The organism is Paraburkholderia phenoliruptrix, assembly GCF_902859825.1.
Classification (GTDB): Bacteria; Pseudomonadota; Gammaproteobacteria; order Burkholderiales; family Burkholderiaceae; genus Paraburkholderia; species Paraburkholderia phenoliruptrix.
Map to the genome: position 1 here is coordinate 68,454 of NZ_CADIKB010000010.1, position 21,223 is coordinate 89,676.

The 21,223-nt window shown below is 64.7% G+C and carries 17 protein-coding genes; 9 read left to right on the top strand and 8 right to left on the bottom strand.

Annotation, left to right across the window (positions count from 1 at the left end; all coding sequences use genetic code 11):
* Positions 1-23: 23 nt before the first annotated feature.
* Positions 24-1,502, bottom strand: a complete 1,479-nt coding sequence (locus HV711_RS13255) for a sensor domain-containing diguanylate cyclase (protein ID WP_035478531.1) — start codon at positions 1,500-1,502, stop codon at positions 24-26.
* 181 nt (positions 1,503-1,683) lie between these two features.
* Between HV711_RS13255 and HV711_RS13260 the strand changes: the two genes are divergently transcribed.
* From HV711_RS13260 to HV711_RS13270, 3 genes are all read left to right on the top strand, one after another.
* Positions 1,684-2,616, top strand: coding sequence for a 2-hydroxyacid dehydrogenase (locus tag HV711_RS13260; RefSeq protein ID WP_028361387.1), 933 nt, complete (start codon positions 1,684-1,686; stop codon positions 2,614-2,616).
* Positions 2,617-2,841: 225 nt separating this feature from the next.
* The gene (locus HV711_RS13265) at positions 2,842-3,861 is read left to right on the top strand and encodes an ABC transporter substrate-binding protein (protein WP_244142716.1); all 1,020 of its coding nucleotides are present in this window, start codon (positions 2,842-2,844) and stop codon (positions 3,859-3,861) included.
* On the top strand, positions 3,861-5,693 hold the full coding sequence (locus HV711_RS13270; RefSeq protein WP_035478534.1) for a sensor histidine kinase: 1,833 nt from the start codon (positions 3,861-3,863) through the stop codon (positions 5,691-5,693). The genes HV711_RS13265 and HV711_RS13270 overlap by 1 nt, the downstream gene beginning before the upstream one ends.
* Before the next feature lies 1 nt (position 5,694).
* On the opposite strand, the gene HV711_RS13275 is transcribed toward HV711_RS13270, so the two are convergent.
* Both HV711_RS13275 and HV711_RS13280 read right to left on the bottom strand, forming a co-directional pair.
* Positions 5,695-8,274 (bottom strand): adenosylcobalamin-dependent ribonucleoside-diphosphate reductase, encoded by a 2,580-nt coding sequence (locus tag HV711_RS13275; RefSeq protein WP_013592115.1) that lies wholly within the window; start codon positions 8,272-8,274, stop codon positions 5,695-5,697.
* Positions 8,275-8,500: 226 nt separating this feature from the next.
* The gene (locus HV711_RS13280) at positions 8,501-8,788 is read right to left on the bottom strand and encodes a DUF3331 domain-containing protein (protein ID WP_013592116.1); all 288 of its coding nucleotides are present in this window, start codon (positions 8,786-8,788) and stop codon (positions 8,501-8,503) included.
* Between the two features lie 350 nt (positions 8,789-9,138).
* On the opposite strand from HV711_RS13280, the gene HV711_RS13285 reads away from it, so the two are divergent.
* Entirely contained in the window at positions 9,139-10,257 is a 1,119-nt protein-coding gene (locus HV711_RS13285) for an AI-2E family transporter (protein ID WP_035478535.1), read from the top strand.
* Between the two features lie 33 nt (positions 10,258-10,290).
* Here HV711_RS13285 and HV711_RS13290 read toward each other — a convergent pair whose 3' ends face one another.
* Together HV711_RS13290 and HV711_RS13295 are read right to left on the bottom strand one after the other, a co-directional pair.
* Positions 10,291-11,163 (bottom strand): alpha/beta hydrolase, encoded by an 873-nt coding sequence (locus HV711_RS13290; RefSeq protein WP_035478536.1) that lies wholly within the window; start codon positions 11,161-11,163, stop codon positions 10,291-10,293.
* A gap of 90 nt (positions 11,164-11,253) precedes the next feature.
* Positions 11,254-12,363: an OpgC domain-containing protein gene (locus HV711_RS13295; RefSeq protein WP_035478538.1), complete on the bottom strand. Its 1,110-nt coding sequence runs from the start codon at positions 12,361-12,363 to the stop codon at positions 11,254-11,256.
* A 485-nt stretch (positions 12,364-12,848) separates the two neighbouring features.
* Between HV711_RS13295 and HV711_RS13300 the strand changes: the two genes are divergently transcribed.
* Positions 12,849-14,009, top strand: a complete 1,161-nt coding sequence (locus HV711_RS13300; RefSeq protein WP_035478539.1) for a porin — start codon at positions 12,849-12,851, stop codon at positions 14,007-14,009.
* A gap of 42 nt (positions 14,010-14,051) precedes the next feature.
* Here the strand turns inward: HV711_RS13300 and HV711_RS13305 are convergent, their stop codons facing one another.
* Positions 14,052-14,381, bottom strand: coding sequence for a hypothetical protein (locus HV711_RS13305; protein WP_244142715.1), 330 nt, complete (start codon positions 14,379-14,381; stop codon positions 14,052-14,054).
* A gap of 337 nt (positions 14,382-14,718) precedes the next feature.
* On the opposite strand from HV711_RS13305, the gene HV711_RS13310 reads away from it, so the two are divergent.
* Positions 14,719-15,135 (top strand): hypothetical protein, encoded by a 417-nt coding sequence (locus HV711_RS13310; RefSeq protein ID WP_013592122.1) that lies wholly within the window; start codon positions 14,719-14,721, stop codon positions 15,133-15,135.
* A gap of 468 nt (positions 15,136-15,603) precedes the next feature.
* The gene (locus tag HV711_RS13315; protein ID WP_082201409.1) at positions 15,604-16,536 is read left to right on the top strand and encodes a peptidoglycan DD-metalloendopeptidase family protein; all 933 of its coding nucleotides are present in this window, start codon (positions 15,604-15,606) and stop codon (positions 16,534-16,536) included.
* Between the two features lie 21 nt (positions 16,537-16,557).
* Here HV711_RS13315 and HV711_RS13320 read toward each other — a convergent pair whose 3' ends face one another.
* On the bottom strand, positions 16,558-17,376 hold the full coding sequence (locus HV711_RS13320) for an alpha/beta fold hydrolase (protein ID WP_035478542.1): 819 nt from the start codon (positions 17,374-17,376) through the stop codon (positions 16,558-16,560).
* A 399-nt stretch (positions 17,377-17,775) separates the two neighbouring features.
* Positions 17,776-18,174, bottom strand: a complete 399-nt coding sequence (locus HV711_RS13325; RefSeq protein WP_014973316.1) for a hypothetical protein — start codon at positions 18,172-18,174, stop codon at positions 17,776-17,778.
* Between the two features lie 327 nt (positions 18,175-18,501).
* Here HV711_RS13325 and HV711_RS13330 point away from each other — a divergent pair, with 327 nt between their 5' ends.
* Both HV711_RS13330 and HV711_RS13335 read left to right on the top strand, forming a co-directional pair.
* Positions 18,502-18,957 carry a (2Fe-2S)-binding protein gene (locus HV711_RS13330; RefSeq protein WP_013592126.1) on the top strand — a complete coding sequence of 152 codons (456 nt, stop codon included), beginning with the start codon at positions 18,502-18,504 and terminating at the stop codon, positions 18,955-18,957.
* Position 18,958: 1 nt separating this feature from the next.
* A complete protein-coding gene (locus HV711_RS13335; RefSeq protein ID WP_035478545.1) occupies positions 18,959-21,211 on the top strand; it encodes a xanthine dehydrogenase family protein molybdopterin-binding subunit in 2,253 nt (750 codons plus the stop codon).
* Positions 21,212-21,223 lie beyond the last annotated feature (12 nt).

The following is a 21,223-nucleotide window of genomic DNA, read 5'->3' on the forward strand; positions in this document are numbered from 1 at the left end:
GCGCCGCGCCCTGAGCTCGCTCGCTAACTGCCGCTCGCTTTCGCGTCCGCCTGATCGGCGTAATGCGAGCGCTTTTCCTCGTACATCAGCAGATCGGCGCGCTGCACGCCCGCTTCGAGACGGTCGCCGCGCTGACAGGTCGCCATGCCCATCGAAAAGCTGAGCGGCGAGCCGGGATAGAACTGATTGTTCATGTCGACGAGTTGGCAGATCGCATCGATCATCGCTGCGCCGCCGCGCTCGTCGGTGTTCGGCATGAGAATCGCGAATTCGTCGCCGCCGATGCGCGCGGCCTGAAACGGCGGCTCCATGGCTTTCGCGAGCACTTCGCCGGCGCGGCGCAGCAGTGCGTCGCCGGCGGCATGGCCGAGTTGATCGTTCACGCGTTTCAGGCCGTTCAGATCGGCCATGATGATCGTGACGGGCCACGGTCCTTTGCGCTCGAGCCGGTTGAGTTCGTCGACATAGAACGAGCGGTTGCGCAATTTCGTCAGCACGTCATGCTTGCCGAGGAATTCGAGGTATGCCTCGGCCTTCTTGCGCGCGGTGATGTCGGTGAGCGCGACCAGCACCAGGTCCCAGTTCGCTTCATGCCCCGGCAGCACGGAAAACTGCAGATGCACGTGCACCTCGTCTCCGTCGAGCGAATAGTTCAGTACTTCGCGTTGCTGGAACAGCTTGCCGTCCCATAGATCGAGCAACTGCTCGCGAAAGTGCGGACGCATGTCGTCGCGGAACACGTCGGGCAGACGCGCGAGCAAGGTCTTTTTGTCCGGCGCGGCGAACATCTCGATCGTGTGCTGGTTCACGTCGAGCACATGAATCTCCTGCATGCAGCGCTCGACGAACTCCGGATGCACGTCGGTGAACACGCGAAAATCGCTGATGCCCGCCGCGCGCGCCTGATCCAGCAGTTGCTTGACGGCGCTGAAATCTTCCACCCACAGCGAGACCGGGGAATGTTCGAAGAGACCGCGCGCGTATTGCTCCGCGAGCGTCACGCGATGCCGCGCGCCCTCCAGTTCGGTGATGTCCTCCACCGACACGAGCACACGGTCCCAGCGTTCTTCATGACCGGGCAGCACCGAGCCCTTCAGCAGCACGTCGAGTCGCCGTCCGCCGAGGGTGTAGTTCACTGTCTGGCTCGTGAAGTGCAATTGCCCGGCCCACAGCTGACAGAGTTCCTCGAGATGAGTCTTCAGCATATCGTCGCGGAACACGGCCGCGAGGTTGCCGTTGAGCGTGTCGAAATCGGCGGCCTCGAATTGCGTCAGCGTCTTCTGATTGACCTTGACGACGCGAATGCTATGCGCGCATTGCGCGACCCGTTCGGGCGCCTGCTTGAAATACGCGCGCAGGTCGGTCACGCCCTCGGTTCGCCATGCATCGAACAGATCGCGCACGCCGCTGAAATCTTCCACCCACAGCGAGACGGGCGCGAGATCGAACATTTTCGAATCGTCGGTGGCGGGTTTCGATGCGCCAGGCAGAATATCCAGCATGAGGTTCTCGTCGCGAAAGGTCCGGCTATTCTACGACCGCTTCGCGTCGATCTAAAAACAGGCGTTGATTGTGCAATGCTCGCGCCGGATCTCGCCGGGCGCGCGTTATTCTGGCTTGCTACACTCGGTTTCGCTCGTCGCGCTCCAGAGCTGCCCTGTGCGTTACTGACAAAAGACCGACATGAAGCCTTCGTTACTGATTTTGATTCCCCTCGACGACATGAGCCGCGCTCGCATCGAGGCCGAGTTCGATGTCGTCTACGCACCGGATCCGGCGCAGCAGGCCGCGGCCATCGCCACGCACGGTCAGGCGATCCGCGCGGTGCTGACGAACGGTACACGAGGGCTCGCGGCGGCGGAGATCGACGGCCTGCCGCAGCTCGAATTGGTCAGTGCGCTGGGCGCGGGCTATGAAAACCTCGCCGTCGGCCACGCGCGCTCGCGCGGCATCGCCCTCGCCAACGGAGCGGGCACCAACGACCACTGCGTCGCCGATCACGCATTTGCGCTGTTGCTGTCCATCGTGCGCGACGTCCCGCAGCTCGACCTCGCGACGCGCGCGGGCGTATGGCGCGACGCGTTGCCGATGCGCCCGGGCGTCTGCGGCAAGCGGCTTGGCATTGTGGGACTCGGCAACATCGGCGAGAAGATCGCGCGACGCGGCGCGGGCTTCGACATGGAGATCGGCTACCACAACCGTCAGCCGCGAGCGGGCGCGACGCCGCGCTATTTCGACAGCGCGCTCGCGCTCGCGCAGTGGAGCGATTTCCTCGTGATCGCAACGCCGGGCGGTGCGGGCACCTATCACCTGATCGATGCGCAGGTGCTGCAGGCGCTCGGCCCGGCCGGTTTCGTCGTCAATGTTTCCCGCGGCAGCGTGGTCGATACCGCCGCGCTTGCCGCGGCGCTCATGGCGGGCACGATTGCGGGCGCTGCACTCGACGTCTACGAAGGCGAGCCGCAGCCGCCCGCGGCGCTGCTGGACCTGACGAATGTCGTGTTGACGCCGCACGTCGGCGGCAGATCGCCGGAAGCGATCGCGGCATCGGTCGAGAACTTCTTGCGCAACGCAAGGTGCCATTTCGCCGGTGAACCCCTGCTCACGCCGGTCTGACCGACGCGAGCCGTCCGTTCCCGTTCTCCGCCAGGTCTCTGGCTCGGCCGCTTCGTCAGCACTTGCGAGAAGTGCAATAGCATGGCGATAGATCGATAATGATTGCCCCGCGCCACAGCCAGACCAAATAGTAAGATGAAACGGAGAGATGCGCTCATTGCATACTCGCTAGGCGCTTTGCTGGGCCCGACTCGCCTCGCTCGCGCAGCGGCACGCAGCCCTCGCGTGGTTTTCCTCAATCCGGGCGAGGCCGTCGAGCACGGCACCGGCCAGCATTGGCAACTGGTGTCGCAGTTCATGGGCATTGCCGCGCGGTCTTTCGACATGCAACTGGAGGTGCTGTATGCGGAGCGCGATCATCTGCTGATGCAGCGCCAGGCGGAGGAGGTCGCGCGCCGCGCCGACGCGCCGGATTACGTCGTCATCGTCAACGAAAAAATGGCCGCGCAGCCGATGCTCCTCGCGCTCGCGCGCTCGTCGGCGAAGATCATGGTGATTCATAATGACGTGACGGCGCGGCAGCGCCGCGAGATCGGCGACGAGCGCCAGCGCATCCCGAACTGGATCGGCACCGTCACCGCCAACGCCACGCGCGGCGGCTATCGGTTGATGAGCTATTTGTGCCGGCGGCTTGCCGGTGCGCCGCCGCGCGTCATCGGCATTACCGGCGATCCGAACACGCCGGTTTCGCAGGAGCGCGCCTCGGGCGTCGAGGCCTACCTGGCGGGCGCGCGCGGTGCGCGCACCTATCAGTTGGTTTTCAGCGACTGGAGTTACGCGGACAGCGAGCAGAAGGCGCGCGTGCTGCTGGCTCGCTACCCGGACACCAATCTCGTGTGGGCGGCGAACGACTCGATGGCGCTCGGTGCGCTGAACGCCGTCAAGGCGCGTGGCGCGCCGGTGCTGGTCGGCGGCATGGGCGCGTTGCGCGGTGCGCTGCGCAGCGTCGCCGAGGGCGGCCTTGCCGCCATGGTCGGCGGCGACTACTTCATCGGCGCCTGGGCAATGGTGCTGCTCTACGACTACCATCGCGGCATGGATTTCGCCGCGTCGGGAGGCACCCGCCAGACGCTGGACTTTCTGAGCGTGGTTCATCAGGGCAACGTCGAGCGCTTTAGCCAGGCCGTGTTCGATCACGGCGACACGCTCGATTTCACGGTCTTCTCGAAGGCGTTGCATCCCGAGCCGGGCCGCTACGACTTCAGTCTCGCGCGGCTTGTCGGCCCATTCGCCGGAGCCGTGTGATGCGTCCATTTGCACTTCCGGGTGTGCGCTCGCTGAATCTGCACGCGAAGCTCATGCTTGCGCTCGCGGTTCTCGTCGCGGTGGTCGCCGGCACGTCCGCCTACTTTCTGATCGAGCATCAACGCACGCAGAAATTCTCCGAGCTCGAAGAGCGCGCCGCGCGCATCTCCGATCTGTTCAGCCGCTCGCTTGCCTTGCCGCTGTGGAATGTGGACCGCAGCGCGATCAGTGCCCAGCTTGCCGCGCTGGCGCCGAATCCCGAGGTGGTGCGGTTCACGGTCACTGCAGTCGGCTATGGGGTCGTGGCCGAGATCAAGGGCGCGCGTCGCGCCGATCCGGCCCACGACGTGGTGCGCGTGCGCGCCATCGAGTATCAGCCGCCCGGCGATGCGCCGCGCGAAAAGCTCGGCGAGGTGCGCGTCGAGCTTTCAACGGCATTGGCCACACAGGCCATGCGCGACGCACGCGGCGCGATCCTCGCGACGATCGCCGCCGTGGTCGCCACGCTCTATGCCGCGACGCTGGTGCTGCTGAACGGCATGGTGCGCAGCCCGATCAACCGGCTGGAGGAAATGGTCGACCGCATCGCGGCCGGCAATCTGGACGTGCGCTGCGCCGTCGAATCCGACGACGAGCTCGGCCGGCTCGCCGCGCGCGTGAACGCAATGGCGGACCGCCTGCGCGAATCGACGGCGCGCCTTTATGAAAGCGAGCAGAAGTATCGCAGCATCGTCGAAAACGCCTTGGAAGGTATCTTCCGGCTGCATCGCAACGGCTGGCTCGAGGAGGCCAATCCGGCGATGGCGCGCCTGCTCGGCTACGACAGCGCGCGGGCGCTGGTGGCCGCGGGAACGCGCGAACCCGACAAGCGGCCGTTTACGCCGCAGCAGGTAGAGGGGCTCTTCGAGCGTCTGGACGGCAGCGGCGAAATCGCCGAACTCGAGCTGCCGCTCGCGCGCGCCGACGGCACGGTGATCTGGGTGCAGTTGAGCGCGCGCGGCGTCGCGGATTCGAGTGGCGCGATCGTTCGGCTCGACGGCTTCTTCGCCGACGTCACGGCGCGCAGGCAGGCGCTCGACCATCTGCGCCGTCATCGCGACGAACTGCAGGCGGAAGTGGCCGAACGCAAACGCACCGAGCAGGAACTGCGCGCGTCGCGCGAGGAACTACGGGAACTGTCGTGGCACCTCGAAGTGATTCGCGAAGAGGAGAGAAAGCGCATTGCACTCGAGGTTCATGATGAACTCGGCCAGCTTCTGACCGCGCTCAAGATCGACATCTCCTTGCTGCAGATGAGGCTCGCCGGCAATCCGGAGGCCCAGGGCAAGACCGACGCGATGCGCGAGCTCATCGAAAGGACCATGTGGATGGTGCGCAACGTCGCGAATCATCTGCGCCCGGCTGCGTTGAATTTCGGCCTTGTTTCCGCGCTCGAATGGCTCGCGCAGGACTTCAACGCGCGCTACTACATTCAGTGCACGGTCGTGACGCACGGCGACGAGCCGGTGCTCGAGGATGCGCGCGCCACCGCCATTTTCCGTATCGCGCAGGAGTCGCTCACCAATGTGGCGCGGCACGCGCGGGCGTCGCATGTCGTGTTGACGCTGCGTTCGGGCGAAGGCTTCATTGATCTGGAGATCCGCGACGACGGCTGCGGCTTCGACCGGGACGCGGTGTCCGCGCGGCAACGCGGCTCGTACGGACTGCTCGGCATGGCCGAGCGCGCCCGCCTGATCGGCGGAGCGCTCACCATTACGAGCGGTGCAAGCACCGGCACGGTGGTCGCATTGCGGATTCCGTTACCGGACGACGTGCAGGCGCCGGTCGGCTAGTTCAGCCGCAGGCGCCGACTTCGCCGCACGCGGTGCAGAAGTCGCAGCCGTCCTTGCGAATCACGGCGTTGGCGCCGCACGACCCGCATTTGCGACCGAGCATCGTATGCAGCCCCGGCATCATGCCGGGCTGGGTCAATTCGGGCGTATCGGCGCCGGCGGGATGCGGGCGCATGCCGAAGTCTGCGGACAGCGCCGTTTCGCCTTTCATCTGGCCGCGCGGCAGGCGGGCGAGCAGACGCGACGGAACCTGATTGCCCTCGGCGTCGAGAAAGCCGCGGCGGTGCAAGATCTGCTGGATGGCAAAGGCGAGCGCGGCCACTTCGGAGTCGTGCCAGCGCGGCGTGCGGTGACCGTCCAGACGCTGCACTTCGCCGAGCCGCACCTGCCCGCGGTCCCACGACACCTTGCGCATGTCCTGCAGATTACGCGCGACAAAACCGCCGCGCGCGGCGAGCGACAGCGAGCGCATGGTCGCCGTGATCCATTGCTGCGATTCGTCGCGCTGACCGGTCGGAATGAAGAACTCGATAGGCCGCTCGATTGTCACGTCCTCACCGCCGAGGCGTCCGGTCACCTCGATGAACGACACCGCCACATAGAGCGACTTCTTGCCGGCCTGCGTCAGGTACTCGACCTTTTCGATGATCGCCGGCAACTCGCCTTTGGGCCGATGGTCGATTGCGATTCGCAGCGGATCGAGGTCGCTTTCGGCGAGCGTGTCGTCGGCTTGCGCCGGGCTCACGCTCAGCACCGCGCCGAGGGTTTCGTTCGGGCGATAGGTGGCGAGACCCTTGAGGCCGCTTTTCCACGCATCCAAATAGAGGCTTTCGAAGGCTTCGAACGGATAGTCGGCGGGCACGTTGACGGTCTTCGAGATCGACGTGTCCACGTAAGGCTGCACCGCGGCCATCATGTCCAGATGATCGCGCGCGGACATCTCGAGCGCGCTGACGAAATAGTCCGGCAGCCGGTTCACGTCGCCGCCCAGCTCGCGATACAGCCGGTACGCGTAGTCTTCCACGTCGAACGATTCGCGGCCGCCGTCGGCCATCACCTTCATGCGCGTGTAGGTCCACGAGAAGGCCGGCTCGATGCCGTTCGACGCATTGTCCGCAAACGCGAGGCTCACGGTGCCGGTCGGCGCGATAGACAGCAGATGGCTGTTGCGGATGCCGTCGCGGCGAATCGCCTCCTTGATGTCCTCGGGCAGGCGCGACGCGAACGTGCCGGTTTCGAGGTAGCGCGCGGCATCGAATAACGGAAACGCGCCGCGTTCCTTCGCCAGTTCCACCGACGCGCGATACGCCTCGTCGCGCATCAGCCGCGCAATCCGCACGGCGAAGTCGCGGCCTTCCTGCGAGTTGTAGCGCAGGCCGAGCATGACGAGCGTGTCGCCAAGACCCGTAAAGCCCACGCCGATGCGGCGCTTGGCGCGCGATTCGTCGTATTGCTGCGGCAGCGGCCACAGCGTGACGTCGAGCACGTTGTCGAGAAAACGCACCTGCGTGCGCGTGCGCTGAGCGAGGCCGTCCCAATCGAATGACGGCTTGCCGCCTTTCATTTGCGCGAACGGGTCGAGCACGAAACGCGTCAGATTGAGCGGCCCGAGATTGCAGCAGCCGTAGGCGGGCAACGGCTGTTCGCCGCAGGGATTGGTTGCGCGAATGGTTTCGACGGCGCGCAGGTTGTTGTCCTCGTTCATCCGCGAGATGAAGACGATGCCCGGCTCGGCCACGTCGTAAGTCGAGCGCATGATGCGCTCCCAGATCTCGCGCGCGGGCCGCTCGCTGTAGACCCACATGCCGTCCTCGCGCTGCCTCACGTCGCCGGCCGCGCGCAGCGCCGGCGACGGCTCGGCGCGGTGCACGAGTTGCCACGGCTCGTCTTCCTCGACGGCGCGCATGAACTCGTCGGTCACGCCCACCGACACGTTGAAGTTATTCCAGCGTCCCTTCGAATGCTTGGCCTCGATGAACTCGAGCAGATCCGGATGATTGCAGTCGAGCACGGCCATCTGCGCGCCGCGCCGCGAGCCGGCGCTTTCCACCGTGCGGCAGGACGCATCGAACACATCCATATAGCTGCACGGCCCGGACGCCGACGAACTGGTGGTGCGAACGCGCGCGCCCTTCGGCCGGATCGCCGAAAAGTTGTAGCCGACGCCGCCGCCGCGCCGCATGGTTTCCGCCGCTTGCAGCAGCGCCACGTAGATGCCGGGGAGGCCTTGTTCGTCGACGCCCTGAATAGCGTCGCCGACCGGCTGTACGAAACAGTTGATGAGCGTGGCCGCGATGCCGGTGCCCGCAGCGCTCATGATGCGGCCCGCGCCGAGCGCGCCGTGCCGCAGATTGTCGACGAACAGCGCTTCCACCGACTCGCGCAGCGCCGCCGGTTCCGCCTCGGCTACGCCGCGCGCGACGCGCCGGAAGACGTCGTCGGCGGATTGCTCGTCTCCTTTCGCGTATTTCTCGAGCAGGACGTCGGTGGAAAACTGTTGGGGAGCGACTAGCGGAGCGGGGGGCGCGCTGGCCGCGCGAGTGTCCGGCCGGGCCGACGGATGCGGCGTGTCTTCTGCCATGGTGTGCCCTCAAACGGCGCCGTGCCGTGCACGACGCGATGGGTGGAGATGCGCGTCACTTTACGGCCCGGTGTCGGGCCGGCACGATGATGTGACGCAAGCAGGTCCACCTTAGCGCACGTGGCGAAGGGCTGCAATCGGGGCAGGTTGGTGCGGCTGCGGCCCTGGGAACGGTGTCATCAGGGCAAGCACAAGCAGGTGTGAGCGTGCGACAGTGGCGCTGACCTCAGACTTCCGCAGGCAGCGCGCCGAGGATTTCCGCGCAGATCATCGCCGATGCATTGGCGGGCGCCGGGCGCTCGGCCGGCTTGAAGACGGCGTCGCCGCGGCGGATCTTGCGCCGCGACACCGCGCAGGTTCCCGACGTGTGCGCCGATCTGCGCCGCCACCGCTGTTCGCCGTAATGACATCGTCCGGGCTCGACCCAGCGGATCACCAGCGTCGTGTCGGAGCGCTCGAGAATCTCGATGCGTACGCCGTTGGTACCGTCAAGGGGGATGGACTCCAGGGTCATCATCGTCGGCTCCGTATTTGTGGGTGTGCCGAATTTAGTCCCGCGCGCGCTGGAGAGCCATTGTGCGCACGTTGAAACACTGTTCCCCGATTAGCAACAATCAAACTTGACTTTCGACTGCGCTTGAACTGGCGGGCCTCGCCGACGGGCGCGCCGCGCGGAAATGAGATAAGAGCGCTTTTTGCAACGCAGTGTTGTGGCGGGTGAGACAGCCAAAAGCCGCTGACAGGGCCCTAGCCGCGCTTCCTTTAAGATGTGATGGTGATGATGCGAGCGCGTCCCGCCAGTTTAGCGGGTTTGCTTTTTGCGAGCCGGCTCACGCACATACCGGCATCCCTACACGAGTACACATGAATTCCCGTCCGCCCGTTGCCCAGCCCGAATCGACGCGTCAGCCGCATTCCTCGCATCCTACGCAGTCCCTCCTGACGCCCGAGCGCGTCAAGAAGCAGAAGGCCGCTTCGCTGGCGCTTTACATCGGGCTCGTGCTGCTCGCGCTGTGGGTCGTGCGCGACTTTCTGCCGGTGGTCGGCTGGGCCGGCGTGCTGGCGATTGCGCTCTGGCCGCTCCTGCGCAGAGTGGAAGGCAGCCGCTGGCTGAGCGGGCGCACCACGCTGATTGCCGTCGTGCTGACCCTTGCCATCGCGTTGCTGGTGGTGCTGCCGGTGGGGATCGGCATTGCCCAGGCGTTGCGCGAAGCCCATGACCTCTCGGACTGGTTCAAAGCCGCGGAGGAGACCGGCATTGCGATGCCGGACTTCATTCACCGGTTGCCGTTCGGCGCGCGCGAGGCCGAGGCGTGGTGGCAGGCGTATCTCGCTGCGCCCTTGGGCGATTCGGCGGCGATGAAGGGCTTGCACAGCACCACGGTCGTCACGCTGGGCCGGCACTTCGGCGCGCGCGCCGTGCATGCGGTGACGGTGTTCGCGTTCATGCTCGTCACGTTGTTCGTGGTCTTTCAGGCCGGGCCGCGGCTGTCGGGCGCGCTGGCCCGAGGTTTGCAGCGCGGCTTCGGAGAAGACGGCGCGCAACTCGTCGAGCGGATGGCGATCGCCGTGCGCGGCACGGTGTCGGGACTCGTGGTGGTCGGACTCGGCGAGGGCGCGCTGCTCGGCGTCGCCTATTTCGTCACTGGCTTGCCGCACGTCGCGCTGCTCGCGCTCATCACCGCTATTGCCGCCATGCTGCCGTTTTGCGCGCCGATTACCTTTGGCCTTGCCGCGCTCTGGCTGTTTTCGCAAGGCTCGGTGGCCGGGGCGATCGGCCTGCTGGTGTTCGGTTCGGTCGTGGTGTTCGTCGCCGAGCATTTCGTGCGGCCCGTGCTGATCGGCAGTTCGACGCGGCTGCCTTTCCTGCTGGTGCTGTTCGGCATTCTGGGCGGCGCGGAGACCTTCGGGCTGCTCGGCCTTTTTATCGGCCCCGCGCTGATGACGGTCTTGATGGTGCTGTGGACCGACCTCGTCCAATAGCTGCATGCGCGCAGTGGTGAGCTCGCGCGCCGCTTAAGGCCGCTGATTCGACGGATGGTCCTGCGCCGGCAGCCGCGCGCAGCCGAGCGTGTATTTCAGCGCGCCCGGCAGCAGCGCGCTCCAGACATCCCACGTGTGGCCGCCGTCGATAATGCGCAGCGCCGCGGGATTGCCCGCCATCCGCAATTGCGTGTAAAGCAGTGACGCGTCGGCCTGGATCGCGAGGTCGTCGTCGCCGGCCGCGATGAAGATGGGCACGCGATACGGCCGGCTCATATAGCGCTCCCACTGTGCCGGGTAGTTCAGCTCGTGCCAGATGCGCGGATCGAACTGACGCTCGCCGAACACGCCCACGCGGCGCGCGGCCGAACCGCGCGGCGGCTCGTTCACGTAGATGGCCGGGCTCAGCAGCAGCGCGCCGCAAAAGCGCTCCGGCTGCGTCATTACATAACGCAATGCGCCGAAGCCGCCCATCGACACGCCGCCGATCATGCGCCCGGCGCGCTGCGTCGACACCGCGTAGTGGGTTTCGATCTCGGGCAGCAGGTCGTCGAAAAACGCCGTTTCCATCTTTTCCTTGCGGTCGACGTACCAGTCGGTGCCGCCTTGGGGCATCACGACCGCGAGCGGCGGAATGTCGCGATGTTCGATCAGCGCGTCGACCGTGCTTTGCAGATGGCCGTGGCTGATCCAGTCGTTTGCGTCGCCGTTGTTGCCGTGCAAGAGATAGAGCACGGGAATGCGCGCGGCGTCAGGACGATAGCCCGTCGGCAGATAGACCGTGTAGGACCAATCGCGCCCAAGCGCGGGCGAATGGAAGCTGCGACTCGTCACCGTGCTGGCGAACGACGAAGCGCCGCAAGCCGCCGACAGAACAGCCAGCGTGAAGTGTAGGAATAGACGCATGTGAGGTAAGGAGCAGCCACGCCGGAGGACGCGCGGCCGTCATGCTATCAGCATCCAATGTGGGTTTGACCCACGGCGGAGCGCAAAGGCTCACGGCCACGTCCGAAGCCGCGCGCCCACCATGCGCGTCACGAGGCGCTTTGCCGGCTCCTGCGCACGCGCGACGGCGAGGAGCGCCGTGACTGCGCAGGCGTCGGCGAGCAAACCGAGCGGATAGTTCAGGTAGCCGTCGGTGGCAGCATACAGCAGCGAGTCCACGACGAGCGAGATCACCGCGCCTGCAATAAAGCACAGCAAGCCCTTGCGCCCGATCAGACCGATGAGCGGCAGAGACTGCGCGAGCTTGCGTGCCCAGCCGAGCTCGATCAGATTGGCGACGAGCCATGCAATGGCGAGGAAATTGACCGCTCGCAAGTAGGACAGATTCTGTTTGAAGCTCGGATCGAGCGGCTCGCGTTCGATAAAGAGCTTGTAGTAAGCCGCCACGGCCACCACGGAGCATGCCGCAAGCGTCGCGAGCCAGCCGAAGCGGTGTTCGCTCACGCGCTGATACACAGGCTGGCAGCGCGCGAGCGCGCCGAGCACGAATAGCAGTTGCCACGCGAACGGGTTGAAGTCCCAGTGCATGTCGGGCGCGGCCGGCAGATACGCGTTGATGGCCGGCGCGCCGGCCCACAGCGCGACGCTGCCCGCGAGCAGCAGCCAGGGTTTGCTGCGCGCGAGCGGCAGGATCATCGGCACCAGCAGCGCGAAGAATGCATACATCGGCAGCACGGAGGCGAGATAAGGCTGGCGGCGCAGCAGCAGGATGTCGCGCAGTGCGGCGACCGGCGCGTCCATCAGGTCGTCGAGGTCGGTGATGGCGAGATTCGGCGCTTCGATGCTGAATGCATTGAGGACCGCGCTCACGAGCAGCATCAAACCGGCGGTCACGAGGAATGCGCGATAGATTTCCAACGAGCGCCGCAGGAAGCGGTTGCGCGCGATGGTTTCGCTACGCCGCTCCGCGAGCGCCGCGTAGGCCGTGGCGGTGGCGAAGCCGCCGAGGAACACGAACACCTCCGCCGCGTCGCACAGCGCGTACGCGTGCAGCGTGACGCGCGACAGGATGCTTCCGCCGATGTGGTCCACCACGATGATCAGCAGAACGATGCCACGAAAAAAGTCGAGCTCGATTAAACGCGATTGCGACGGTTGCATTGTTTTTATGCCAAAAGCAGGCCCCGTGCGACGGCGCGCTCTTTCAGCGCGTCGGGCGTCTCACAAGGCTTTGGAATAGTGGATGGATGCTGCGGCTGCGGCCCGCATTGGGCGCTGGCATGCCGCTTTCACCGGCTCGGGCAGGAAGGCTCGCCCGATGCAGTAAAAATGACTCCGGCGGCACGGCGGAGTTCCGCTTCTCGCGCCGCGAAAGTCAGCGATTATATTTCTTTCTGTGACAAGTCTGTTTTCAGTCGCACACTCGCAGACGCCGCCCCGTGGGAACACAAGCGGAATAGGCGTTTAAAGACAGTGGAGATTTCGCAACGTTTTGACATATCCACGCGGTCCCCAATGGACGGACGCGTTGCGGCGTGTGAGGATTTCCGTCAAGCGCGCCGGGTTTTCAGAAGCGCGCTGTCGTAGAGTCAAGAAGAAGGCGTCAGATCGAGTTAGGCCCATTGCTCGAGTGCAGGGGGATCGTCATGAACAAGCAAGTGTTCGCGCTGGCTGTTTCTGTCGCTGTGTTCGCCGTCTCCGGCGCCCCGGCCTCGGCGCAGACGAGCGTCACGCTGTACGGCGTGCTCGACGAAGGCATCAACTACACCAATAACGCGGGCCGCGGACATGTCTACGAGCTGGCGAGCGGTGACGCGCAAGGCAGCCGCTGGGGACTCAAGGGCGCCGAGGAACTGGGCGGCGGCCTGAAGGCGATTTTCCAGCTCGAAAACGGTTTCGATGTGAGTTCAGGGCGTCTCAATCAGGGCGGCCGGATGTTCGGGCGTCAGGCGTTTGTCGGCTTGAGCGCGGAGCGCTATGGCGTATTGACCTTTGGGCGGCAATACGATTCAGTGGTCGATTATCTCGCGCAAAGCACGGCGAATGGGAATTGGGCCGGTGCGCTGTTCTCCCATCCGTATGACAACGACAATACGGATAATTCGTTTCGGCTCGATAACACCGTTAAATACACGAGCCCCTCGATTAGCGGATTTCAATTCGGCGGCACATACAGCTTCAGCAACGACACGAATTTTGGCAATAACCGCGCCTATAGCGTAGGCGGGCAGTATGCGTATGGCGGCCTGCTCGTCAGTGCCGCCTATTTGCAGGCGAATAATCCGGGTAATGGCGCAAACGGCGCGATTACGGCTAGCGACGCGAGCTTTGTCGCGGCCCGCATGCGCGTATTCGGCGGCGGCATTACCTATAGTTTCGGGCCGGCCACGGCGGGCTTTGTGTACAGCAACTCGAACTATCTGAATCCGACCGGCAACGGTTATCTCGGCACCACGCCGCTCGTGCCGCCCGGCGTGTTGTTGAACTCGTTGAAATATCAGAACTTCGAGCTGAACGGCAAGTATCAGATTTCGCCGATGCTGTTCGTCGGCGCGCAATATGTGTACACCATCGAAAATTACGATGCGTCGGGCGGCGGCGTCAAACCGAAGATTCACTCGTTCGGATTGATGGCGGATTACAACCTGTCCAAACGGACCGACGTCTACATCCAGGGCGAATATCAGCAGGTGACAGGCGACTCGACGTATTCGATACTCGATGAAGCGTTTATACCCGGCGCGCAGTCGCCGTCATCGACATCGAAGCAGGTGGTGGTGCGCGCCGCGATCCGGCATAAGTTCTGACGCGCCGCGCCGTTGGCTGCATGAATAAAGCCAGGCTGAAGGTCAAGCCGTCAGAAGGTTTTGAACCAGAATACCGACCATCACGCCGGCGGGAATGCCGAACGTCCTGCCGCGCAGCGTGGCGCTCAGGTCTTCGTCCAGAACGAAGCTGCTGCGGCGCTCGCGCCAGACCGTTTTATATAGAAGCGGCCTCGCGTCGGCGATAAAGAGCGAAATGACCACCGTCGCAATAACCTGTTGGGGCGCGTGCAGCTTCGCCATGACGGGCAAGAATTCGCCGCTGATGCAAAACAGCACCATGATCGCGGTGGCGACCACGGCGCCAAAGAAAAAACCGCCCATGAAGCGGTTGGCTGATGTAAGAGAATCCACGTGAGCCTCGACTTCTTCATCACCCGGATGCGGGTTGATGAAGCAAAACATGCTGAAGAGAAGGTGTTCCGTTGAGCTGCCCGGCGGGGCCGCGCCGGGTCGGGCGTGGCGCGCGGCCGGTCAATCTCGGCAGAGGCCTAAGAATATTTTCTTTGCGTGCTTCGACCTATCGTCCGTTTCCTAAAGAGGCTTCGGAAAAATCCTAAAGCGTGACGGCGGCGCGGCGCGCCGGCGCTGAACTCCCGAGGAAGCAGCGGCTCAAACCGGTCGCTCAGCACTTTCCATGCTGGGCGTTCCCCTCGCCGTACATGAGCCTGGCTTCTTTCACGGAGATTTCATGAGTAATCGCGCGACGCAGATCCTTCCTCATCATCGCTATGTCCATTCGCTCGGTGCGCCGCTTGCGTGCGTGCAAGGCACGATCACCAAGGTGTTCGCGAGCCCGGACAACCACCACGGCGCAAACCATCAGCACCTGATCGTCCGGATCGACAAGGTTTTGAAGCTGGAAGGCGGCACGCAAAACCTCGTCGGCACGGACGTATTCGTTGCCGTGCGATTCGGCGACAACGAAGGCCTCGCCGAGGAGATTCCGGGCCTGCAAGCCGGCCAGCCGATCGAGGTGCAGGGCGAATACATTCCCGAAGCGAGCGCCTATCCCACCAGCGATAACTCCAACCCCGTTCTGCCGGTGCTGCACTTTACCCATCATCCCGTGGGCTATGTGCGATATGCCGGGCAGTACTACAGCTAGCGCTCGCTAGCCCGGCGCGCCGCATCGCGTTTTTCGAATCGCTGGTTCAAGCGTTGGTTCAAGCGCCGGTTCAAGCGCCGGTTCAAGCGCCGGTTCAAGTTTTTGCGTCGGCGTGCCGTTAAGCAGATGGCGTCGATGGCCCGGCCCGTGGGGCCGGTGCTTTGGCACAGGGTTGTGCGCGCAACCGGCGAGCAAGGCTGTGCGTAAAGTTTGTATCAGACTGTGTGGCGCGCCGCGTTTTTTGTGAAACCCACTTTACAATCCGGCTGGAAATTTAAGCGCAATCGGGCCGCGTCGGCGGAAAAAACGGCTGCCTCAAGCGCCTGAATCCGCCGCCACGCGAACCGCGCTCGCCGCTCCGCTCACGCGAGGAAGGCGAGCGCGTCGGCGAATTCGCATGGCGAGGTGGGCAGGCAGCAGGCAGCATGGCGGCGTCCGGGCCGCCTATAGGACAAGCAGGAGTCGAACATGATGGGAAAGCGTTTCGACAGGGCAATGGCGATGAGCGTCGCCGGCGCCTGGCTCGCGCTTGCGATGAGCGGTTGCGCCAGCGTCGCGCAACAAGGTGAGCAGACCGGCGCGGCTGCAGCGTCGGGCGCAACAGTGGCGGGCGCCGGCGGCCTGCAAGCCACAGGCGCAATGTCGGCGTCGGCGAATCAGCCGAACCCCGGCGGCGCGGCCGAGGCTGTGCCGCTCAGGAAAGCCCCGCCGCTCGTCTATCGCGTGAAGCGCGGCGACACGCTCGCGCGCATCGCGCAGCATCATCATTGCAGCGTCAAGCAGTTGCAGGCGTGGAACGGCCTGAAGGCGTCCTCGCGCCTGAAGAACGGCCAGGTGTTGCGCGTCGCATCGCCGGAAACCGTGCGGGCGGTCAACGCGGCAGCGGCTGCCGCCAAAGCGGCCGCTGCGGCGTCGGGCGCGCCGGGCTCGCAGGGAGTGGCGGCAACAGGATCGGCAGCCCCGGCTTTGGCCGCGCCCAGTTCCGCCGAAGCGCGCGAGGTCGCGCAACAAACGCTGCGCCATGCAAACGGTCTGTCGCTCGCCTGGCCCGCGGGCGGCCGGGTCGTCGAGGCATTCCAGCCGGGCGAGACGCGCGGCATCGAGATCGGCGGCAAGCCGGGCGACCCGGTGCGTGCGGCCGCCGACGGCAAGGTCATGTACGCCGGCACGGGCTTGAACAGCTACGGCAGTCTCATCATCGTGCAGCACAACAAGGACTTTCTGACCGCGTATTCGCATAACCGCAAGCTGCTCGTCAAAACCGGCGAAATCGTCCGGCAAGGCCAGCAGATAGCGGAGATGGGCGACGAAAACAACTCGCGCGTGTCGGTCGGCTTCGAATTGCGCCGCGACGGCAAACCGGTGGACCCGATGCCGTATCTGCCGCAAGGACGCGGCTAACAGCCTGCGGCCGGGACGGCTTCAGTCGAGCCACCTCAGCGCCGCCGCGACAATCGCCTCGGGCGCGTCTTCCTGCATCAGATGACCCGCGCGCGGCACAGCCTGAAAACGCGCCTCCGGAATCAGCCGGGCGAGACGCGTGCCGCGCTCGAGCGGAATCCACTGATCCTCTTCGCCCCACAGAATCTGCGTGGGACAGCGCAGCTGCGCATAGCGCGGTTCGACCTCGTCGGTATAACGTTGGTCCATTTGCGCGATCTGCCGGTAAAACGCGGCCTGTCCCGTTGCGCCGAGCCATGGCGTGACGTAGGGCGCGAGTTCCCCGGGGGTGATGTCGCGCGCAATGGCACCCCGCACATAGGCCTTCACCACGGCCTCGTGGATGTAAGGCGGCAAGCCCGCAAATGCATCGCCGTGGCGGCGCACATGCTGCACGAACGGCGAGCCCCAAGGCGCCAGCGCGACCGGGTCGATCAGCGTGAGACTGCGATAGTCGCAGCCCTCGATAAGATGCGCGCGCAACGATGTCGCGCCGCCGAAGTCATGCGCGATGACATCCGGGCTCTTCAATTGCCAATGCTCAAGCAGCTCGGCAAGCAGGACGTTCTGCACGCCGAGCGACACGTCCTGGCCGTCGCCCATCTGCGACTGGCCATAGCCGAGCAGATCGTAGTAATGCACCGTGCGAATCTGCGCGAGATGCGGCGCAATGCGATGCCACACATAGGACGAGAACGGCGTGCCATGGACGAGGACGAGCGGCGGTCCGGTTCCCGTCACATTGAAGCGCACGGTTTGATCGCGGAACGTGTAGGTTTCGGGAAGCGGCCAGTCGGTCATGGCAATGAGCGGCGGTGACGAGGTCCCTTTACCTTAGCAGGGCTTGCGCGCGCCTGCATGACGGTTTCGCGTGGTGCGTCGGGGGCGCCGCGCGCGCATTGAAAGGCGATGGCGGCATGCGACAGCGCGCGTCCCGCAAAAGCTCACCTTTGATTTGCTCAGCAAAACCAGGCAATTCGCGCGATCGGACGATTCGGCGCGCGCAGTGCGCTGCGCTCGCGCACCTTCCGCACCGATCATTTTTACAAATCCAGCATGAATCGCCGTCAAACACGGCGATTTTGGAACAGCATGGTCGGGAAAGCCTGGTAATCCTCTGTAAATCGACACAGACCGCGACTTAATCAGCGTGCTCCTTAACGGTGAGGAAATCCGGGAGCCGCCGCGGCCTGCGTCGGCTTACCTGGTCTGTACGCTGCGCAGCACCTGCGAGACCTGTCCATGCAGATGCAGAATGCCCGGATCGGCCTGCAACAGCGGCAAATAACGCGGCAGAAAGCTGTTGTTCGGCTGATCGGCGGAAAAGAGGCCGGTGACGGCTTCCGCTGCGGCAAGCCGGTCGGCGGCATCGGCTTCCTTGTCGTCGAGTATTTCGTCGACATTTGCGATGACCGTCGACAGCGGCGTGAGCCAGCGAAACCCCGAACCGTTGATCAGCACCTGCAGAAACGCCGCGGGCGTAACCGGGCCGAATTCTTTTTCATACGCCGCGCGCTCGTGGTCGAGTATCGCCTTATGCAGCGCGAGCAGCGGCTTGCGGATGTCCGAGAGGAACTGGGTGCATTGCGGGTCGTTCATGATGCGTCTCCTTCGGATGTCGGTGCGGGATGTCAGTGCGGTCGGGTCCATGCTAGCAAAAATGCGCGCCGTGAGCCGCCCCGGGTGCCTCTCGCAACAGGGTGTGCACGCTGCAGGCGAATTTTTCGATGCACGGCTACAATCGCCGGACCCCACAGCACAGTTGCGCCATGCCTGAGGCGCACGAAGGCAGCGGCATTTTTGCCGAGCCGCGCATCGGCATCGCGTATTAGTCCGGACACTTGAATAAACGCGGCACGTCCTTGCGTTTTGCTCGGTGAGCCGGTCTAAACAGGCTGATAAAGATAACCCCACAAGGAACCGCTCATGACAACGTTCAACATCAACGGCGAGAACCACACTGTCGACGCACCGCCTGACATGCCTCTGTTGTGGGTCTTGCGCGATCTCGTCGGCTTGACGGGAACGAAGTTCGGTTGCGGTATTGCGCAATGCGGCGCATGCACGGTGCATCTGGACGGCGTCGCGGTGCGTTCGTGCGTGCTGCCGGCGGCCGCTGTCGGCGACAAGAAGATCACCACAATCGAAGCAGTCGGCAACACGCCGGCCGGCCAGAAAGTGCAGCAGGCATGGCGTCAACTGGACGTCGTGCAATGCGGCTACTGCCAGTCGGGCCAGGTGATGTCGGCGGCCTCGCTGATTGCAAGCAACCCCAATCCCAGCGATGCGGACATCGACGCCGCCATGGCCGGCAACATCTGCCGCTGCGGCACCTACAACCGCATCCGCGCGGCGATCAAACACGCGGCAAAGGGAGTCTGACATGTCGCAAGGATTGCTCGATGCACACAAGGGCGCGAAGCGCCCGCAAGCCGATGCAAACGAAACGCGCGGCCTGTCGCGTCGCACGTTTCTCAAGTTCGGCGTGAGCGTGGGCGCCGCGGCGGGCGGCGGCCTGCTGCTCGGCTTCAGCTTGCCCGCGATCAGCCAGGATCAGAAGACCGGTAAGTCGGTGATCGGCGGCGACGCGAACGAGGTGCCTCAGAATGGCGTCTTCGCGCCGAACGCATTCATCCAGATCGACACGGCGGGCAAGGTCACGCTCGTCGTTCCGAAGGTCGAAATGGGGCAGGGCGTCTATACATCGATTCCGATGCTGATTGCAGAAGAACTCGAAGTACCGCTCGACACCGTCACGCTCGACCACGCGCCGCCGGATGAAAAGCTCTTCACCGACCCGCTGCTCGGCGGCCAGCTCACCGGCGGTTCGACGTCGATCCGCTATGCATGGGAGCCGATGCGCCGCGCCGGCGCGACAGCACGCACGCTGCTCGTGGCCGCAGCCGCGCAGCAATGGCAGGTAGATGCCGCGAGTTGCCATGCGCAAAACGGCCAGGTCATTCATGCGGCGAGCAATCGCAGCATCGGCTATGGCCAACTCGTGGAGGCGGCCGCGAAGCTGCCCGCGCCGCAGAACGTGCCGCTCAAGGACCCGAAAGACTTCAGGATCGTCGGCACGGCAGTCAAGCGCCTCGATTCGCCGGAGAAAGTGGACGGCACGGCCCAGTTCGGGCTCGACGTGCGCGTGCCCGACATGGTCTATGCGGCCATCGCGAACTGTCCGGTTTTCGGCGGCACGCTCGCGAGCGTCGACGATACGCACGCGAAGACGATTCCCGGCGTGCGTCAGGTCGTGAAGATCGACAACGCCGTCGCGGTGATCGGCGACCACACGTGGGCGGCCAAACGCGGGCTGCAGGCGCTCGAGATCAAGTGGAACGAAGGGGCCGGCGCGAAGCTGTCGATGAAGCAGATCGTCGACGACCTCGCCCACGCGTCCGAGCGCAACGGCGCGGTCGCGCGCAAGGGCGGCAACGTGGTGCAAGGCTTTGCCAACGCCAAAACGCGCGTCGATGCGATTTATCAGCAGCCGTTTCTCGCCCACGCCACGATGGAGCCGATCAACTGCACGGTGCACGTGCGCGCGGACAGCTGCGAAGTCTGGCTCGGCACGCAGGTGCCCACGCGCGTGCGCGACGCCGCAATGGCCGCGACCGGCTTGCCCGCCGACAAGATCGTCGTGCATAACCATCTGATCGGCGGCGGCTTCGGGCGGCGGCTCGAATTCGACATGGTCACGCAGGCAGTCAAGATCGGCAAGCAGGTGTCGACGCCCGTCAAAGTGCTGTGGACGCGCGAAGAAGACATCCAGCACGACATGTACCGCCCTTACTATTACGACAAGATCTCCGCCGGGCTCGACGCGAACGGCAAGCCGCTCGCGTGGCAGCATCGCATTGTGGGCTCGTCGATCCTCGCGCGTTTCGCGCCGCCCGCATTCAAGAACGGGCTCGATCCCGACGCGGTCGAGGTCGCCTCCGACCTGCCATACGACCTGCCGAACCAGTTGGTCGACTACGTGCGCCAGGAACCGCATGCGATTCCCACCGCGTTCTGGCGCGGTGTCGGCCCCACGCGCAGCACCTTTGTGGTGGAGAGTTTTATCGACGAACTCGCGGCCGAGGCCAAGGTCGACCCGGTCAAGTACCGGCGCGATCTGCTCGGCAAGACGCCGCGCGCGCTGAACGTGCTCAACACGGCGGCGCAGGCCGCCAATTGGGGCAGCGCCGTGCCGAAGGGGCAGGGGCGCGGCGTGTCGGTCATGCATGCGTTCGGCAGCTACTTTGCGATCATCGTCGACGTGGCGGTGGATCAGGGCGAGGTGGCGGTCAAGCGCGTGGTGTGCGCGGTCGACTGCGGGATGGTCGTGAATCCGAACACGGTCGAGGCGCAGGTGCAGGGCGGCATCATCTTCGGCATCACCGGCGCGCTCTACAGCGAGATCACGATCAAGGACGGCCGCGTGCAGCAGAACAATTTCACCGACTACCGGATGCTGCGCATCGACCAGACGCCGCTTATCGACGTGCATATCGTGAAGAGCAGCGAGGCGCCGGGCGGCATCGGCGAACCGGGCACGGCGGCGCTCGCGCCGGCGCTGACCAACGCGATCTTCGCGGCCACCGGCAAGCGGCTGCGGCACTTGCCGGTCGGCAGCCAGTTGCAAACCGCTTAACGGGAGCCCGCC

Coding starts and splice junctions, on each gene's coding strand:
- HV711_RS13285 (WP_035478535.1), top strand. CDS start 9,139: ATGAATTCCCGTCCGCCCGTTGCCCAGCCCGAATCGACGCGTCAGCCG.
- HV711_RS13280 (WP_013592116.1), bottom strand. CDS start 8,788: ATGACCCTGGAGTCCATCCCCCTTGACGGTACCAACGGCGTACGCATC.
- HV711_RS13320 (WP_035478542.1), bottom strand. CDS start 17,376: ATGACCGACTGGCCGCTTCCCGAAACCTACACGTTCCGCGATCAAACC.
- HV711_RS13295 (WP_035478538.1), bottom strand. CDS start 12,363: ATGCAACCGTCGCAATCGCGTTTAATCGAGCTCGACTTTTTTCGTGGC.
- HV711_RS13325 (WP_014973316.1), bottom strand. CDS start 18,174: ATGAACGACCCGCAATGCACCCAGTTCCTCTCGGACATCCGCAAGCCG.
- HV711_RS13310 (WP_013592122.1), top strand. CDS start 14,719: ATGAGTAATCGCGCGACGCAGATCCTTCCTCATCATCGCTATGTCCAT.
- HV711_RS13330 (WP_013592126.1), top strand. CDS start 18,502: ATGACAACGTTCAACATCAACGGCGAGAACCACACTGTCGACGCACCG.
- HV711_RS13255 (WP_035478531.1), bottom strand. CDS start 1,502: ATGCTGGATATTCTGCCTGGCGCATCGAAACCCGCCACCGACGATTCG.
- HV711_RS13260 (WP_028361387.1), top strand. CDS start 1,684: ATGAAGCCTTCGTTACTGATTTTGATTCCCCTCGACGACATGAGCCGC.
- HV711_RS13315 (WP_082201409.1), top strand. CDS start 15,604: ATGATGGGAAAGCGTTTCGACAGGGCAATGGCGATGAGCGTCGCCGGC.
- HV711_RS13270 (WP_035478534.1), top strand. CDS start 3,861: ATGCGTCCATTTGCACTTCCGGGTGTGCGCTCGCTGAATCTGCACGCG.
- HV711_RS13275 (WP_013592115.1), bottom strand. CDS start 8,274: ATGGCAGAAGACACGCCGCATCCGTCGGCCCGGCCGGACACTCGCGCG.
- HV711_RS13335 (WP_035478545.1), top strand. CDS start 18,959: ATGTCGCAAGGATTGCTCGATGCACACAAGGGCGCGAAGCGCCCGCAA.
- HV711_RS13300 (WP_035478539.1), top strand. CDS start 12,849: ATGAACAAGCAAGTGTTCGCGCTGGCTGTTTCTGTCGCTGTGTTCGCC.
- HV711_RS13290 (WP_035478536.1), bottom strand. CDS start 11,163: ATGCGTCTATTCCTACACTTCACGCTGGCTGTTCTGTCGGCGGCTTGC.